Genomic DNA, 14,703 nt, shown 5'->3' on the forward strand with positions numbered 1-14,703 from the left:
CCTTAATCATTGGAGATAGAGAAACACTCCTCCACCAGTTCCGTCAGCCGTCCCTCCTTTGCCGCCTGTGCTGCATCTGCCTGAACGAAATTCTTCGTCTCCAAGCGCATCTTCTCATCAAAGCCCAGAATATAGTTCGTCGCGATGAGGTAGATGATGCGCGTCGGTGCCATCCCATAGACCTGATGCTGCAGAATATGCCGAATACGCTCCGCGTCGTTCGGGTATTCTGCTTTTATTTTGTCCGAGTGATAGAGCCGCTTCACAATCTCCGTGATGTAAAGCCCCGACTTCATATAGAGATCGGCAAACGTGTGCGTCGGATCGTCGTAGCAGCCGGGATTCTCCCGTTCGAGCGCGTCCACCATCTGCCGCACGACGCGGCGCGGCGTAAAGATCTGGTTCGTCTTCTGCGGCGGGATATAGTCAAAGATATCCTCGGTATGCCCCTCGTCAAAGTAGTTCGCCAGCTCCTCTTTCTTCCGCCAGAACTCGGCGATCGAGTCGTTAAAGACCACCTCATCGAAGATATGACCTGCAAACTGCTCCTCCATGCCCGTCTCGGGATTGCGATACGTCCCGCCATCACGCAGAAAGCGAAAATCTTCCTCGCTGATGCCCGTGACCTCCTCAAACACATCATCATCCGTATAGTCGTCGAAATTCGCAAGTGTCATATTCTCATCGCCATACGCCATGATAAAGCTCGGAATCGTCCGCGAGAATCCGCGCAGCCGCGCACGCACCTCATCCTCCACCGTGCGCTTCTTCTCCTCTGCCTTCACACGCTCCATGCGCTCCACGAGCTCGGCGGGCTTGTTCTCGATCGTCTCCTTGACCACGACCGCCGCCGATGCCTTGAGCGCATCCAGTGCCTCGGAAATGCGTGCATCAAAACTCTCCTCCGCCGCCTGCACCTCCGCCTGCGTCTCGGCAGCGGCACGCTGACGCATGAGCTCCGCCCGTGCGATGTTCTCCTCCTGCACATAGTCCCCGCGCAGCTCCTCAAGCCGCCGATCAATCTCACGCTCCGTCTGCTCCAGGAGACGCTTCCGCACACCTGCCTTGACCTCATAGGCATCCGCCACAGGCGCGACAATCTCCGTGCGCACCTTCTCCTTCACCGTCGCTGCCAGCTGCTCCATCGACGCCTGTACCGCCGCAGCCCCGTCGCTCACAGCAATACCGTCGATGTGCGGCGCGATTTGCTCCTCGATCTCAGCATAGTGCTTCGCACCAAAAATATCCTGCGTCCTGCCGATCACAATCTCATTGGAGATCGCCGCATCACCGTTCTCATCCACCGCAACGGACGAGAGATCATCGAGCGGCGGCGCATTGTTTTTGCGCGGCTCCTCCTGCGCCGGTGTCAGCTTCTCCATGATCTCACGCACAATCGCGGGCGCACCAAAGACATTTCCAATGTTCTGAAACAGGAAGTTCGACAGGAAACCGCGCCGTACCACCTCCATACTCTTGAGCCTTCTCGGAATGGACAGCACCTGTGCTGCATCCAGCTGCACCATCCGCCCCGCCTCATCCTCGCCAAGCACGGGGAAGAAGTTCAGCAGACGGCGGATATTCGTCTCACGCGCCTCCCCCGTTCCACGCCCGTCGGCAGTCTCTGGCGAGAGATTGTTTGCGAACTCGTCAAAAATGATGAGCGTTCGTGCGGGGTCGAAGTCAAAGACATACGCCCGCTCCTTACGCATACGTTGTCCGTTGACCGTCAGCGTACACGGATTCTGCGCACGAAATGCCGCCTGCATATAGGAGGACGGACTCTGCAGATTGCACAGCATCAGCACGCCGCACCACTCCGGGATCGTCACCCCCACCGTCAGCTGCCCCACACTCAGAGTAATCGTCCGTGCGTGTTTACGGATTGTCTCGCGCACACGGTCATACGCCGCATCATTCGCACGCACATCATCGAGCGCACCGTCCCCCGCCGCGAGCACGACCTCATAGTCCCGAAACACGGGATCTTCCCGCAGCAGCCGCGCCAGAGCCTTTGCACTCGCAACGCGGTTCAGCAGCCAGAGCGTATGCGGCAGCTCCCTCCGCAGTTCCTCCGTCGAGAACGGATATTTTTCATTCGTACGGAGCGCATGAAGGAACTTCCGAATCTCCGCCTCGTGGACGAATCGCCCGCCCTCATTTGTGGCAAAGAACTCGTTCAGATCAAAGGCGTAGTCCACGCTCTCATCATCGAGCTCCATCCCCTGCCGCAGATTATCTGCAATCATCGGCGAGAGCTGATACGTGAACATCGAGAGCTGCGGCAGCGGCTCATAGGGATTGTACCCGTCCCCCGTCCAGTGCGCCTTTGCCTCCTGCTCGTCCGCATACGACCAGTTGTAGATCTGATCAGCTGCGAACTGCGCACTCGCAAGAGCCTTGAACGGAGTCCCGGAGAGATAGAGCGTATGCGCACGATGAATCTGACGAAACGCACGCTCCGTGCGCATCGTATCCACGCCCTCCTGCGCCTCGTCCACAATCAGGAGATCAAAGGAGAGCTCGCTCATCCAGCGCAGCTTGTCAAACTCCCCGCCGAAATACACCGAGCCCTTGAGCCCCTGCAGGGACTCGAACGCCACCATGCCGATCTCCTCTACATTCGGCAGCGACGTATATGCCTCGCGGCTGAGAACTCCTGCACGGGAGCGCAGAGCCTCCGTATCCGAGACAAAGGCGAGCTCACCACGCCACGCGATGAAGCGGTGAAAATCCTCCGCCCACGAGTTCGCAATGCTCGGGCGATTCGTCACGATCAGCACCTTCGTAAAGCCCATCCTGCGAATGAGATCGTACGAGGTTAGCGTCTTTCCAAAACGGGGCTTCGCATTCCAGAGAAACTCCGTCCCGCCATTCTTGAAGTAGTCCGCCGTCATCTGCACGGCGTCCTCCTGCTCGCAGCGCAGTTCGTAGGTATGCTTCTCCCCCGCCTGTGGTGCTTTGCGGCTCGCAAAGCGGTGAAAATGTCCGAGCAGCGTCATACCGTCCGCATGAAACCACTCCGTATGCGGCTCACGCGCCACCTGCAAAGATTCCAGATAGGCATGAAAATCGTGGTCGGTGAAGTATTCGCCCGAGCTGTCCTTATACATTGCATTATCCGCCCACGCGAGTTCCCAGTGAATATGCGCCGTATGCGTCTGCTGGGCGATGCGCTGCTCGACCGTCTGGCGCTCCGTATAGCCGACCTTCGTCCAGCCCTCGTGATAGGAGACACCAGGTGTGTTGTAGGCATAGATCATCGGGACAATACGCGCAAACGAGTTGATCTGCACCGCCATCACGTCATCTCCTTTACATGGGACTCGATAAAGGCAATCTCCTCCGCCGAGAGTCCGTACTTCGCATAGAGTTGTCGGTCAATCTCCGCAACGGACTGCGACCAGTCAATATCCGAGGAGGATGTGAAGTCTTGAAGGGGAACATAAATCCATTTTGATTTTGGGTTATGCTGCGTAACTTTAAGTACGCCAAGCATGGTACGCGCAAATTTACTCTTAACATATTTCAGGCAATTCGCTGCTTCTCCTTCTGTTGCAAATGCACCAATGCTTAAGAAGGTTTCAGTAGCCCCTATGAGGGGAGCCCCTATGAGGGGCGTACTTAGCACCTCACCTAACGCTCCAGAACCGTTTGCAGCGGGTACAAACACCTTGAACGCATAAAAACTATCCGGCAGGTCGTGATAATCCAGTTGTGCCCAATACCAGACCCTCTTTCCTTTCACCAAGCCTAAAAATTGTCCGTATTCTTTTTCACTGTCAGGCTTTGTCTCATAGTAAACGATGTTTTTCAGCTTGTTGAATACATTCGCTTTCAAATCTTTTTTATGTCCTTTGGATTGAATATCCTCGATTTCGGGGTGTTTTTTTAGTGCCAAGTCCGATATTTGATATGCGCCGTATCCTGTTATAACACTTGCTAAGAATTTATTTGCACTCAAGCGAACTTTATGGAGAATACTATTTAACTCGGGAAACGGCGTAAATGTTCCAATCGGCTCAAATGTTTTTCGTGCATCGCAATATGTAATAACAACCCCGCCTTTGATATCCGTATTAGGGAATATCTTCGCACTGTTCGCTTCGTAAAAGAGCACCTTAAAATGTTCATCTCTGAGCATCTTTTTATTCCAGTCATTCGACGTACTGCCTGCATTAAACAGGAAACGAGCAGGGTGAATCAAAGAAACCCTATCCGATACTTTACGCGCCTCGTCGATGAACAAATGGTAAACAGGCTTTGCATATTTACCATTGTCGCCCGAGTTGTTAAAGTCCTCGTTATACGGCGGATTTCCAATCACAAAATCAAACTTCATTGTTCTTCCCCCCGTATTCACTCTACGATACTCCAATCCGCTCTGCCGCCGCCAGTCATAGATGCAGACGGGCGGTGCTTCCTCGCTGTGTGCAGGAAAGAGACTGAATGTCTCCACCTCCTCGGGCAGCTCAAAGAGTGGCAACTCCATCGCCTCATGTTCTGCCGACACACAGGGAATCGTCCCGCGAATCCCGTCCATCTGCCAGAGATTCCAGACGATCGTCCGCACAATCGCACGGTATTCGCGCTCCGTCGGTTTGCGCCGCCATCGTGCACGCAGATATTCCTCGAATGTCATGAGGAGATTCACACGCGCAATCAGCAGGTTATCCCCTTGGAATTCATAGCCGTATGTCGCCTGATACGCACGCAGAGCCCACTTCATCCATGCCGTTTCATCGACAGCATTCTCCGTCACCACGCGCAGCTTGCGGTCAAGGATGCCCTGCCGCTCGGCGAGGGGGACGCTCTCCATCGTCGCGACATCGTAGCGGTGCACGAGATAGGGTGCCTCACCGCAGGTGATCTCAAGCCGCCGCGCATCAACATAGTGCTGCCATTTCCGCCGCCGAGGAAAGCTGACGCGCTCCGCAGGAACACCATCCTTCATAAACGGATCATCCCCGCCGAAGTAGACCGCATCCGCTTCTGCAATCATCCTGTGGCAGATGGATAGCGGCGTAAACACCTCTGCATGACGACGCGTCCGCTCCGACTGCTGCTCCATCTCCTTGCGTGCACGCGTCTTGATCACATCCGAGTGCTCTCCCGTGATGAGCACGGGTCGGATTTCCTGCGTCTGCTCGTAGGAATAGCCGAGCGCACGATAGGCATCGGTCGCCCAGAGAATATTTCGCTTTGTCGTCTTATCTGCCAGCAGCGGTGCAAGCAAGCCCTTCGCATTCAGCCGCAGTATTTCATCCTGTATCCCAACGAGCAAGGCACACCTCCATTCATCATCTCTTCATTTCTTTTTTATTTTATCACACGAACCACTTCTATCGCTAGAGCGAATTAGTTGCCAAAGAAAACATTTCATGTAGATTCTCTGCGAACAATATAGCAAAAATGTCCTATGCACATTTCCAAATGCCATAGGACGTAATATCAATTCCAGCTCATCCATCCAACGCCGCAAGCGTCTTTCCGCCATAAAGACTAGACCAGTCATCCGCAAATGCCTGAACAGCATCCGTTACAACCTTCTTCGCAAAGACCTCGCGCAGGACATTCGGAGCGACGGTGACGGAGTGCGCGCCCGCAAGGATAGCGCGGTCAATCTGGGCGGGCTGCTTGAAGCTCGCCGCGAGGATTTCCGTCTCATAGCCGTAGTGGCTGATGATGCCGGCGATATTGCCGATGACATTCGCTGCGTCAAGTCCGAGTGCTTCCATGCGGTTAAAATACGGCGCGATGCAGTCCGCGCCCGCCTCAAGTGCGATAAATGCCTGATCCATGCCGTAAACGGCTGTCGCCGTGACATTCGCCCCCTGTCGTTTCAGTGCCTTGATAACCTTGACGCCCGCGAAGTCGACGGGAACTTTGATGAATACCTTCTCATCCACATGACGGAACACGGCTTCCGCGTCGCGCATCATGCCGTCGTAGTCCCGTGCCGTCACCTGAATATGCAGAGGGCGCAGATTACCGATGATGGCGCGAATCTCACGCATGTGTGCAAAGAAGGGAACTGCACCTTCCTTCTTCACAATGGTGGGGTTGCTCGTCACGCCCGCAATGGGCAGATATTCGGAGAGTTCACGGATGTCGTCGAGATTTGCCGTATCGAGTAGGTATTTCATGTTCTGCCCCTTCCAAAATAAACACAAAAGCTCACCCGCCGCGCTGCAGGTGAGCCTTTCATTCATTTACGCATCAAGTGCCTTGCGCATATCGGCAATCAGCTGAATGCCGCCATCAATATCGTCGTCGATGATATGCTTGACCACGGCGCTGCCAACGATGACGCCGTCCGCCTGCTTGCCCGCGCGCGCCGCCGCCTCGGGCGTGCCGATGCCGAAACCGATGGCGAGCGGTACGTCCGTATAGCGGCGTGCCGCCTTACAGACACCGCCGATGATGGAGTAGTCGATCTCCTTCACGCCCGTAACGCCGTAGTTCGAGATGCAGTAGATAAAGCCCGTCGCGTCCTTGCACGTCTCCGCCATGCGCTCCTCGGTCGTGCCGGGCGTGATGAACTCCGTGAGCGTGAAGTCATGCGCGGCACAGATGCGGCGCATATCGGCAGACTCCTCGTGCGGCACGTCGGGGAAGATTACGCCGTCCATCCCCGCCGCCTTGAAATCCTCGACGAATTTCTCAAAGCCGTAGTGATGCACCATATTGATGTAGCCCATGCCGATCAGAGGAATCTCCGAATGCTTGCGGATTTCCTTGACGATCTCGAGCGCCTTCTTCATTGTCATGCCCTGCTTCAAGGCAATGACGCTCGCCTCCTGAATAACAGGACCATCCGCCATCGGATCAGAGAACGGCAGCCCAAGCTCGATCACATCCGCACCCGCCTCCTCGGCGCGGCGCACGATGTCCACGGTCACCTCTGCACTTGGGCAGCCCGCCGTGACGTAGATATAGAGCCCCGTGCGTCCCTCGGCGCGGAGCTTCGCAAGTTTTTCATCCAGACGCATGCTCATGCGATCTCCTCCCCCAGTTCCTTTGCGACCATTTGCACATCCTTATCGCCGCGCCCCGAGAGGCAGACGACGACGTTCTCGCCCGCCTTCGTCTCGGGCATGAGTTTCTCCAGATACGCGAGTGCGTGCGAGCTCTCAAGCGCGGGGATGATTCCCTCGATGCGCGAGAGACGCTGAAATGCGGCAAGCGCTTCCTTGTCCGTTACAGAGACATAGGTGACGATGCCCTCGTCCTTGAAGAAGGAATGCTCGGGTCCGACCCCGGGATAGTCAAGCCCCGCCGAGATACTGTATGCCTCGACGACCTGTCCGTCCTCATCCTGCAGGAGGTAGCTGTATGCGCCGTGCAGGATGCCTGGTGTGCCCGCGCCACTGAGGGTCTTTGCGTTGTCGCCGTCCGCATCGCCGCGTCCGCCGCCCTCGACGCAGAACTTCTTCACATCCGAGTCGTTTCGGAAATCGTAGAACGTTCCGATGGCATTGCTGCCGCCGCCGATGCACGCAACGAGATAATTCGGCTTGGCATCAAATCGCTCCTTTGCCTGTGCGCGGATCTCCTCACCGATGATCTTCTGGAAGTCGCGCACCATCTCCGGATAGGGATGCGGGCCGACCGCCGAGCCAATGACATAGTAAGTGTCCGTGATATTCGTCGCCCAGTAGCGAATCGCCTCGCTCGTTGCGTCCTTGAGCGTGCCCGTGCCGCTCGAAACGGGAATAACCGTCGCCCCGAGGAGTCGCATGCGGAATACGTTGAGCCGCTGACGCTCGACATCGACCGCCCCCATGAAGATATGACATTCCATGCCGAAGAGCGCCGCCACCGTCGCCGTGGCAACACCGTGCTGCCCCGCGCCCGTCTCCGCGACGATGCGCTTCTTGCCCATGCGCTTGGCGAGGAGCGCCTGCCCGAGCGCGTTGTTGATCTTGTGCGCACCCGTATGCAGGAGGTCTTCACGCTTGAGATAGATATTCGCCTTGCCGTAGTGCTGCGTCAGCCGCTCGGCAAAGTAGAGATTCGTCGGACGCCCTGCGTAATCACGGAGATAGCCGCGAAACTCCGTGAGGAAATCCTCATCCTCGCGGTACTTCAGATATGCCTCTTCCAGCTCATTCAGCGCGGGCATCGCGATCTCGGGCACATACTGCCCGCCGTAGTCGCCGAATCGTCCCTTCTTGCTCATATATCATTGCTCCTTTATTCCAACTTCGGATAGTTCCTTCGCAAATGCACCGACATCGGCGGACTTCACCAATCCCTCGCCCACGAGCACGCCCTTGCAGCCCGCATCATGAACGCGTACGGCATCCTCCCGCGTGAAAATGCCGCTCTCACTGATGAGCGTGCGGTTCACGTCCGCATACGGCAGAAGGTCGAGCGTCGTCTGAACACTCGTCTCAAAGGTCACAAGGTTGCGGTTGTTGATGCCGATGAACTCTGCCGGCATCTCCTGCGCGATCTCGAGATCGGCGCGGTCGTGCACCTCCACGAGCGCGTCCATGCCGAGGCTCCACGTGAGATAGAGGAGTTCCTTCAGCTGCTCGGGCGTCAGAATCCGCACGATCAGCAGCACGGCATCCGCGCCGAGGGCGCGCGCCTCGTATACCTGATAGGGGTCGATGATGAAGTCCTTGCGCAGAAGTGGCGTGTCCACACGTGCACGCACAGCTGCAAAGTCCTCGTTACTTCCGAGGAAATGCGGGTCGGTGTGCACGGACAGCACCGCTGCCCCCGCCGCTGCATAGATGTCGGCAAGCTCTGTGACGCTGTGGCTTGTCGTCAGCCGCCCCTTTGCGGGCGACTGCAATTTGCACTCGGCGATCAGTCCCCAGCCTCGCCATCGGAAGTGCTCCGCCATGCGGAACGTACCACATGGGAGATTCGCTTTCAGCTCATCGAGCGGCACGGCCTTCTTTGCCTCCGCCACGATTGTGCGCTTCTTTTCAACAATTTCGGCTAATATATCGCGCACGCTGCACCTCCTTCGGACTGTTAGGATTCGACGTATTCCCCCATTCTAGTGGAGGACGGCGATTTTGTCAATCACACGCACGCACCGCCGCCATAAAGGCGCGGATTTTCGCCTCGGACTTCTCTCCATCCTCCTCGAGTCCGCCCGACACATCGACGCCGAAGGGATGAAAGACCTCTGCCGCCTCCCCGACGTTCTCTGTCGTGATGCCGCCTGCGATAAGCACGGGTTTCGTGACGCGTGCAATCTCCCGCGCCGCCTCCTGCCAGCCGAACGCCGTGCCCGTGCCGCCCGCCGCACCCGCGACATAGCTGTCCACGAGGATGATTTCGGCGGGATAGGCATTCGCCGCCACCGCATCAAAATCATCTCCGTACCGATACGCCTTAATGACGGGACGTGCCGCACGCAGTGCCATATCCGCCGTCTCGTGCCCATGCAGCTGCACATAGTCGAGCCCAACAAGCGCAGCGATATCGTTCACCGCATCCATCGGCGCATCGACAAATACGCCGACCTTTTTCACATGGCGGAGTTCCCGCGCAATCTCGCGCGCCGCTGCGGGTACAATATAGCGTTTGCTCCCCTTAGCAAAGATAAAGCCGACGTAGTCCGCGCCCGCCTCCTCTGCCGCACGCGCCGCCGCAAGTGTCTTCATCCCGCATATCTTTACGCGCATATCATCGCCCCCATTCACGCTTCATTATATTAAAGGAACAAAATAATTTTGTCAAATAAAAAGGCACTGCATCCATCTGCAGAATGCAATGCCTTGCTGAAGTTTAGTGATTTCTCAGATACCGTTATTCCTTCGCCGGCGGCTGAGGGGCAGGCGGACCGTCCGGATGTTTCGGCTTTACAAGCGCAGGATCAACACCGTACGCCTTTGCCACATCCTTCCAGCTGTTCTTCATCGTCTTGCGCTCCAGTACATCTCGTACATCCTTGCCCGAAGCCTTGGCGATGATGCCCGCGGCATCAATGTCGCGCGGCGCATAGCCCTCATCATAGAGCGCACGCGCCGTCTTCTCATCGACATCGCCGCGCATTGTGATGTGCATGATCTCGATCTCGTCCAGCTCTCTCTGGACATCGTCCTCCATAATATTGAGGGCATCGCCGATCTGCTCCCACGTCTGTCCGCTGTCCCTCATCGCCATAACGTCATTGAACGATTTGCCGGAAATCTTGGCGAACATCGCCGCCTGACCAATGTCAAAGAGATCCTTCTTGGCATCAACAGCCTGTTTCACCTCAAACTCGGACACCTTGAACATCTCCGACAAATGCTTGGCAATATCCTCGGAACTCATCTGGACGTTCGCATGTGCGCTGTCCATCTGACCGTGCGCAGGCGGCGGAGCCGCAGTATGACCCGCAGGCTCGTGTGCATGAGCGAGCGAACCGATGCTCCCGCTGACAATGAGGACACCCAGTGTGATACCAACAACATTTCTTCTTGTCGATCTCTTCATACGAAACAACACCTTTCCTTTAGAATCTTCTATTCATGATCTTTTGCACAGGAAGAGTATAGAAAAGGCGTGTTAAGCAGCTTTTAGCAGGCAATTAAAGTTTAGGAAGCACTGATAAATTCAGCACCGCCATCTTAGCACATCTTTTTTGCCCGTACTTCGTCGGCAAATCCTCCACATAGCCTCTGCTATGCGTCCGGTTTGCCTCCTAGTTCGGACGAAAAAATCTACGCTAATCTGACGGACTTCATTTTATCAGCGATTCCTTTAATTCAAACCTATTTACACCCCTGCATCATTGCCCATGCTCCTCCATCCAGTCGGCAAGCGCATCCATCGCCATCTCCTTCGAGATAATGCCGTGTGCGTTCCAGATCATCGCATTCACCACATCCATACGACCCGTGCGCACCGCCGGCACACTCTGCCAGAGCGGATCGCGCTGCATCGCCTCGAACCGCTTGCGTGCGACGGCACTGTTCTGCCGGCTGCTCGGCCCAAACCCCGCATTGATGAGCAGATAGTCCGTGCCGAGTTCGGGCAGCAGTTCGAGCGAGATCGCGTTGTTCGCATCGTTTCCGTCGATGTCCACCACCATCTGCGGCGGGCGCAGGTTGAGCAGCTCGTACATGAAGCGGTTGATGTCGTTCGTCGCGTAGGGATAGAGGCGCACCTCCTTATTCATGATGCGCAGAAGTGCGACGGTTGAATCCCCGATCGCCCCCTTGATCCGCATGCGGTCACGCTTTGCCCGATCATAGAACTGCAAGAGACGCACCTCACCATCGGCAGGGCGCTGCAAGACCATCGAGAGCGCGAGGAGCGACCGCTCGTAGTCGCGGAGGTCAAAGGCAGCGACGGGTGCGATCTTCGCGAGATCCTGATAGACGCCCTTGCCGAAGCTGTCGCGCATGACGATGAGGTCGGGCTTTGCCCCCTGCACCTGCTCCAGGTTGATCGTCTTGTTCTCGTCGTTGATGCTGATGCGCATGATACCGCGTGCCGCAAGCCGGTCATGCAGGTAGTACTGCGGAAAATCGTACGCTGCAACCATCGGTGCATCGAGTGCGAGCATGGGATCCTCCATGCGAATACAGACAATACGCACGGGCGCATCGGGCAGTTCCGTCTCGCCGAACTTATGCTTCAGAATGCGCTTTCCATCTTCCTCGCGATAGAGCTTCTCCGCCGCCTTGCGCTTGTCCGCAAGACGCGCGGCAAACTCCGCATCGATTGCCTCAGGCGTATCGGCACGCAATACGGCAGGGTCGAATCGCCGCGCCTTTGCCACTGCCTCCTGTGCTTTTTCGGATTTCGGCGCACGAATGTCCGCCTGTTGTCCGCAGCCGACAGCACCGACAAGCACAGACAGGGCAAGCAGGACGACGATCCCCTTCCCGCCCCTCATGCCGAATGCTCCAATTCGTTCACACAGTACGGAATACACATGGGTTTCCCTGTACGCGGATCGCTCATCAGCTCCGCATCAATGTGGAACACACGGTGCAGCATCTCCTTGTGAAAGACCTCCTCGGGTGTGCCGCAGTAGAGCAGCTGTCCGCGGCACATTCCTACAAGACAGTGCGCGAAGCGCGCTGCCTGATTCAGCTCGTGGAGCACCATGACGATCGTCTTGCCGTACGCCTCGTTGAGATGCTGTACGAGACGCAGCACCTCCATTTGATGTGCCACATCGAGAAAGCTCGTGGGCTCATCGAGAAAGAGGATTTCGGTATCCTGCGCAATCGCCATCGCAATCCACGCACGCTGACGCTGTCCGCCCGACATCGCACCGATCGGACGGTGCTGAAACTCCATCATGTTCGTCTCCGTGAGTGCCCAGTCGATCATCTCGCGATCCTTCGCCGTCGTGCGCGAGAAAAACGAGGTCTTGTATGGTGCGCGTCCGTACGATACGAGTTCGCGCACGGTCAGCCCCTCGGGTGCCGTCGGGTTCTGCGGCAGAATGGCAATCGACTTCGCAAGCGCGCGCGGGTCTGCCTCGTGCACATCCGCGCCATCGAGGAGCACGCGCCCGCCGAGGCGCGGCTGGATGCGACATATGGTCTTGAGCAGGGTGGACTTGCCGCAGCCGTTCGCACCGATGAGGGCCGTGATCTTCCCCTCGGGGATCGCAAGGCTCAGGTCGTCGATGATGACGACACTATCGTAGCCTGCCTTCAGATGTTCTATCGTTAATTTCATTGCTATTTCACCTCCGAGGATCACGCCTTTGCACGCGCGAGAACAAACAGGAAATACGGTGCGCCGATGAGCGCGATGACGATGCCGAGCAGCATCTCATCGGGTGCGATGATAACGCGCCCCACCCAGTCCGCCGACACAACGAGCAGCGCCCCAATGAGCACAGTCAGAGGGATGCTGCGTGCGTGCTGCACACCGACGAGCCGCCGTGCGATGTGCGGACAGAGCAGCCCCACGAATCCGATGCTCCCGCCAATAGCAACACAGGAGGCCGCAAGTGCGACCGCCGCCATCAGATAGAGGAAGCGTGCGCGGTTCAGCGGCACGCCGAGCCCGATTGCCGTCTCATCCGAGAGCGCGAGCACGTCCAGATCCGTCTGCCGCAGATAGAAGAACGCGGCGAGGAGGAGAATGATCGGAAGCAGCAGAGCGACGTGCTCCCACGTTCCGCCAAAGATGCTGCCGATAATCCACGTATTGACCTGACTGAACTTCTCTTGACTGAGCCGCACGATCAGCATCATCTCGATCGCATGGATGCCCGCAGTGAGCGAGATGCCCATCAGGACAAGCGTATAGGTCGAGAGGTTCTTCCCCTTCTCGTAGCTCATGCGGTAGATGAAGACCGCCGCCAGAGCCGCCCCGCTCGTCGCGACGAGCGGCTGCAGCCAGAGCGACGAGCTCGCCGTATCCGAGAAGTAGATGAGCAGCAGAACGCCAAAGCCCGCCCCCGCATTCACGCCGAGAAGGCCGGGACTCGCGAGCTCATTGCGTGAGATCGTTTGAAAGATAAGACCCGCAAGCGCCAGTCCCGCGCCGATGAGCAGGGCAAGCACGGAGCGCACCATGCGGAAGTCAAACACGGTCATATTTTCCTCTGCCGTTCCACCGCCGAGCAGGATACGCGCAAGATCCACATAGGAAAGATCTGCAAAGCCCGTCCCGAGATGCAGGACGAACATGACGGCAATCAACACGATAAATACCGCGCTGTATAGGTAGAAACGCTTTTGCAGAACATTCATCGCACACCTCTCTTTCGGCGGATCAGCCAGAGGAAGAACGGCACACCGACGAGCGCCGTCACCGCGCCAAGCGGTGTTTCATACGGCGGATGAATCGTGCGCGAGACGATGTCCGCAACGACCACGAGAAGTGCTCCGAGAATCGCCGAGAGCGGGATGACCTTGCGGTAGTCGATGCCGACGATCCTGCGTGCGATGTGCGGTGTCACAAGACCGACAAAGCCGACAGGACCCGCGACTGCAACCGCCGAGCCGCCGAGGATCAGCACCGTGATCCCCGCGAGAACGCGGATACGCTGAATCTTGCTCCCGAGCCCAATGGCGACCTCCTCGCCGAACGCGAGCAGCGTCACAGAGCGTGCAATCCCCATCGCCATGAGAAGCCCCAGAATCGTCCACGGCAGGATAAAGAGAGCCTGCTCCATGCGTACGCCGCTGATGCCGCCCGCCGTCCAGTAGGACATATCCTGCGCCACCTCGAAGTAGACCGTCATCGCCTGTGTCACAGCGCCGAACACCGCTCCGATCGCCGTACCCGCGAGCGCGAGGAACACCGCGCCGCGTCCCGCACCCTTCGTCTGCGCGAGCAAAAAGATGGCAAGCGTCGCAATCGCCGCACCTGCGAATGAAAAGACAAGCGACAGTCCGAGACTGCCCTGCGGGAACAAAATCATTGCAACGGCAAGCCCGAACCCCGCTCCGGCGTTGATGCCCAGAATCGAAGGGCTTGCCATCGGGTTGTTCGTCACCCCCTGCATGATCGCCCCCGCAACGGCAAAGCTCGCTCCGCAGGTGAGCGCAGCGAGGAGGCGCGGAAAGCGCAGTGTCTGCACAATCATCTCCTGCACGTTCGCAGCATTGTAGGACGTGAACGACTGCATGATCGTCGCGATGCTGATGTCCTGCGCTCCGACCCAGAGGGAGAGCAGACACGCCCCCGCGAGCGTGATGCAGAGGACAAGAGAGAGTGCTGCCTGCGGCAGGACAGAGCGCGGCTCCGCCGCAGCAGCAGTATTTCCTTCCATAG

At 57.4% G+C, this 14,703-nt stretch carries 12 protein-coding genes and 1 pseudogene; all 13 read right to left on the reverse strand.

From position 1 onward, the window contains the following. Window positions 1-2: 2 nt before the first annotated feature. The gene (locus H1B31_RS10170; protein WP_185980228.1) at window positions 3-3,302 is read right to left on the reverse strand and encodes a DEAD/DEAH box helicase family protein; all 3,300 of its coding nucleotides are present in this window, start codon (window positions 3,300-3,302) and stop codon (window positions 3-5) included. Next, window positions 3,302-5,284, reverse strand: coding sequence for an Eco57I restriction-modification methylase domain-containing protein (locus H1B31_RS10175; RefSeq protein ID WP_185980229.1), 1,983 nt, complete (start codon window positions 5,282-5,284; stop codon window positions 3,302-3,304). Before H1B31_RS10175 ends, H1B31_RS10170 begins: the two co-directional genes overlap by 1 nt. Window positions 5,285-5,462: 178 nt before the next feature. Further along, the gene (locus tag H1B31_RS10180) at window positions 5,463-6,146 is read right to left on the reverse strand and encodes a fructose-6-phosphate aldolase (RefSeq protein WP_185980230.1); all 684 of its coding nucleotides are present in this window, start codon (window positions 6,144-6,146) and stop codon (window positions 5,463-5,465) included. Window positions 6,147-6,212: 66 nt separating this feature from the next. Next, window positions 6,213-6,998, reverse strand: a complete 786-nt coding sequence (gene trpA / locus H1B31_RS10185) for a tryptophan synthase subunit alpha (protein ID WP_185980231.1) — start codon at window positions 6,996-6,998, stop codon at window positions 6,213-6,215. Continuing rightward, complete coding sequence (gene trpB / locus H1B31_RS10190; RefSeq protein ID WP_185980232.1) at window positions 6,995-8,182, reverse strand: tryptophan synthase subunit beta; 1,188 nt, start codon at window positions 8,180-8,182, stop codon at window positions 6,995-6,997. Before trpB ends, trpA begins: the two co-directional genes overlap by 4 nt. Before the next feature lie 3 nt (window positions 8,183-8,185). Next, a complete protein-coding gene (gene trpC, locus H1B31_RS10195; protein ID WP_185980233.1) occupies window positions 8,186-8,971 on the reverse strand; it encodes an indole-3-glycerol phosphate synthase TrpC in 786 nt (261 codons plus the stop codon). Window positions 8,972-9,038: 67 nt separating this feature from the next. Continuing rightward, window positions 9,039-9,650, reverse strand: a complete 612-nt coding sequence (locus H1B31_RS10200) for a phosphoribosylanthranilate isomerase (protein ID WP_185980234.1) — start codon at window positions 9,648-9,650, stop codon at window positions 9,039-9,041. Between the two features lie 124 nt (window positions 9,651-9,774). Next, window positions 9,775-10,446, reverse strand: coding sequence for a Tat pathway signal sequence domain protein (locus H1B31_RS10205; RefSeq protein ID WP_185980235.1), 672 nt, complete (start codon window positions 10,444-10,446; stop codon window positions 9,775-9,777). A 94-nt stretch (window positions 10,447-10,540) separates the two neighbouring features. Beyond that, window positions 10,541-10,654: pseudogene (locus H1B31_RS11580) on the reverse strand (secretion protein HlyD); the annotation flags it as partial. 87 nt (window positions 10,655-10,741) lie between these two features. Then, on the reverse strand, window positions 10,742-11,854 hold the full coding sequence (locus H1B31_RS10210) for an ABC transporter substrate-binding protein (RefSeq protein ID WP_185980236.1): 1,113 nt from the start codon (window positions 11,852-11,854) through the stop codon (window positions 10,742-10,744). Beyond that, window positions 11,851-12,651 (reverse strand): ABC transporter ATP-binding protein, encoded by an 801-nt coding sequence (locus H1B31_RS10215; RefSeq protein ID WP_185980237.1) that lies wholly within the window; start codon window positions 12,649-12,651, stop codon window positions 11,851-11,853. The genes H1B31_RS10210 and H1B31_RS10215 overlap by 4 nt, the downstream gene beginning before the upstream one ends. Window positions 12,652-12,671: 20 nt before the next feature. After that, window positions 12,672-13,676: a FecCD family ABC transporter permease gene (locus H1B31_RS10220; protein WP_185980238.1), complete on the reverse strand. Its 1,005-nt coding sequence runs from the start codon at window positions 13,674-13,676 to the stop codon at window positions 12,672-12,674. Further along, the gene (locus tag H1B31_RS10225; RefSeq protein WP_185980239.1) at window positions 13,673-14,701 is read right to left on the reverse strand and encodes a FecCD family ABC transporter permease; all 1,029 of its coding nucleotides are present in this window, start codon (window positions 14,699-14,701) and stop codon (window positions 13,673-13,675) included. Before H1B31_RS10225 ends, H1B31_RS10220 begins: the two co-directional genes overlap by 4 nt. Between the last annotated feature and the right edge of the window lie 2 nt (window positions 14,702-14,703).

Origin of the sequence: Selenomonas timonae (genome assembly GCF_014250475.1) — a bacterium.
GTDB classification, from domain to species: domain Bacteria; phylum Bacillota; class Negativicutes; order Selenomonadales; family Selenomonadaceae; genus Centipeda; species Centipeda timonae.

Bases quoted from the DNA above. Each gene is read 5' to 3' on its own strand.
- H1B31_RS10170 (WP_185980228.1), bottom strand. From the start codon at position 3,302: ATGGCGGTGCAGATCAACTCGTTTGCGCGTATTGTCCCGATGATCTAT.
- H1B31_RS10180 (WP_185980230.1), bottom strand. From the start codon at position 6,146: ATGAAATACCTACTCGATACGGCAAATCTCGACGACATCCGTGAACTC.
- trpA (WP_185980231.1), bottom strand. From the start codon at position 6,998: ATGAGCATGCGTCTGGATGAAAAACTTGCGAAGCTCCGCGCCGAGGGA.
- trpB (WP_185980232.1), bottom strand. From the start codon at position 8,182: ATGAGCAAGAAGGGACGATTCGGCGACTACGGCGGGCAGTATGTGCCC.
- H1B31_RS10200 (WP_185980234.1), bottom strand. From the start codon at position 9,650: ATGCGCGTAAAGATATGCGGGATGAAGACACTTGCGGCGGCGCGTGCG.
- H1B31_RS10205 (WP_185980235.1), bottom strand. From the start codon at position 10,446: ATGAAGAGATCGACAAGAAGAAATGTTGTTGGTATCACACTGGGTGTC.
- H1B31_RS10210 (WP_185980236.1), bottom strand. From the start codon at position 11,854: ATGAGGGGCGGGAAGGGGATCGTCGTCCTGCTTGCCCTGTCTGTGCTT.
- H1B31_RS10215 (WP_185980237.1), bottom strand. From the start codon at position 12,651: ATGAAATTAACGATAGAACATCTGAAGGCAGGCTACGATAGTGTCGTC.
- H1B31_RS10220 (WP_185980238.1), bottom strand. From the start codon at position 13,676: ATGAATGTTCTGCAAAAGCGTTTCTACCTATACAGCGCGGTATTTATC.
- H1B31_RS10225 (WP_185980239.1), bottom strand. From the start codon at position 14,701: ATGGAAGGAAATACTGCTGCTGCGGCGGAGCCGCGCTCTGTCCTGCCG.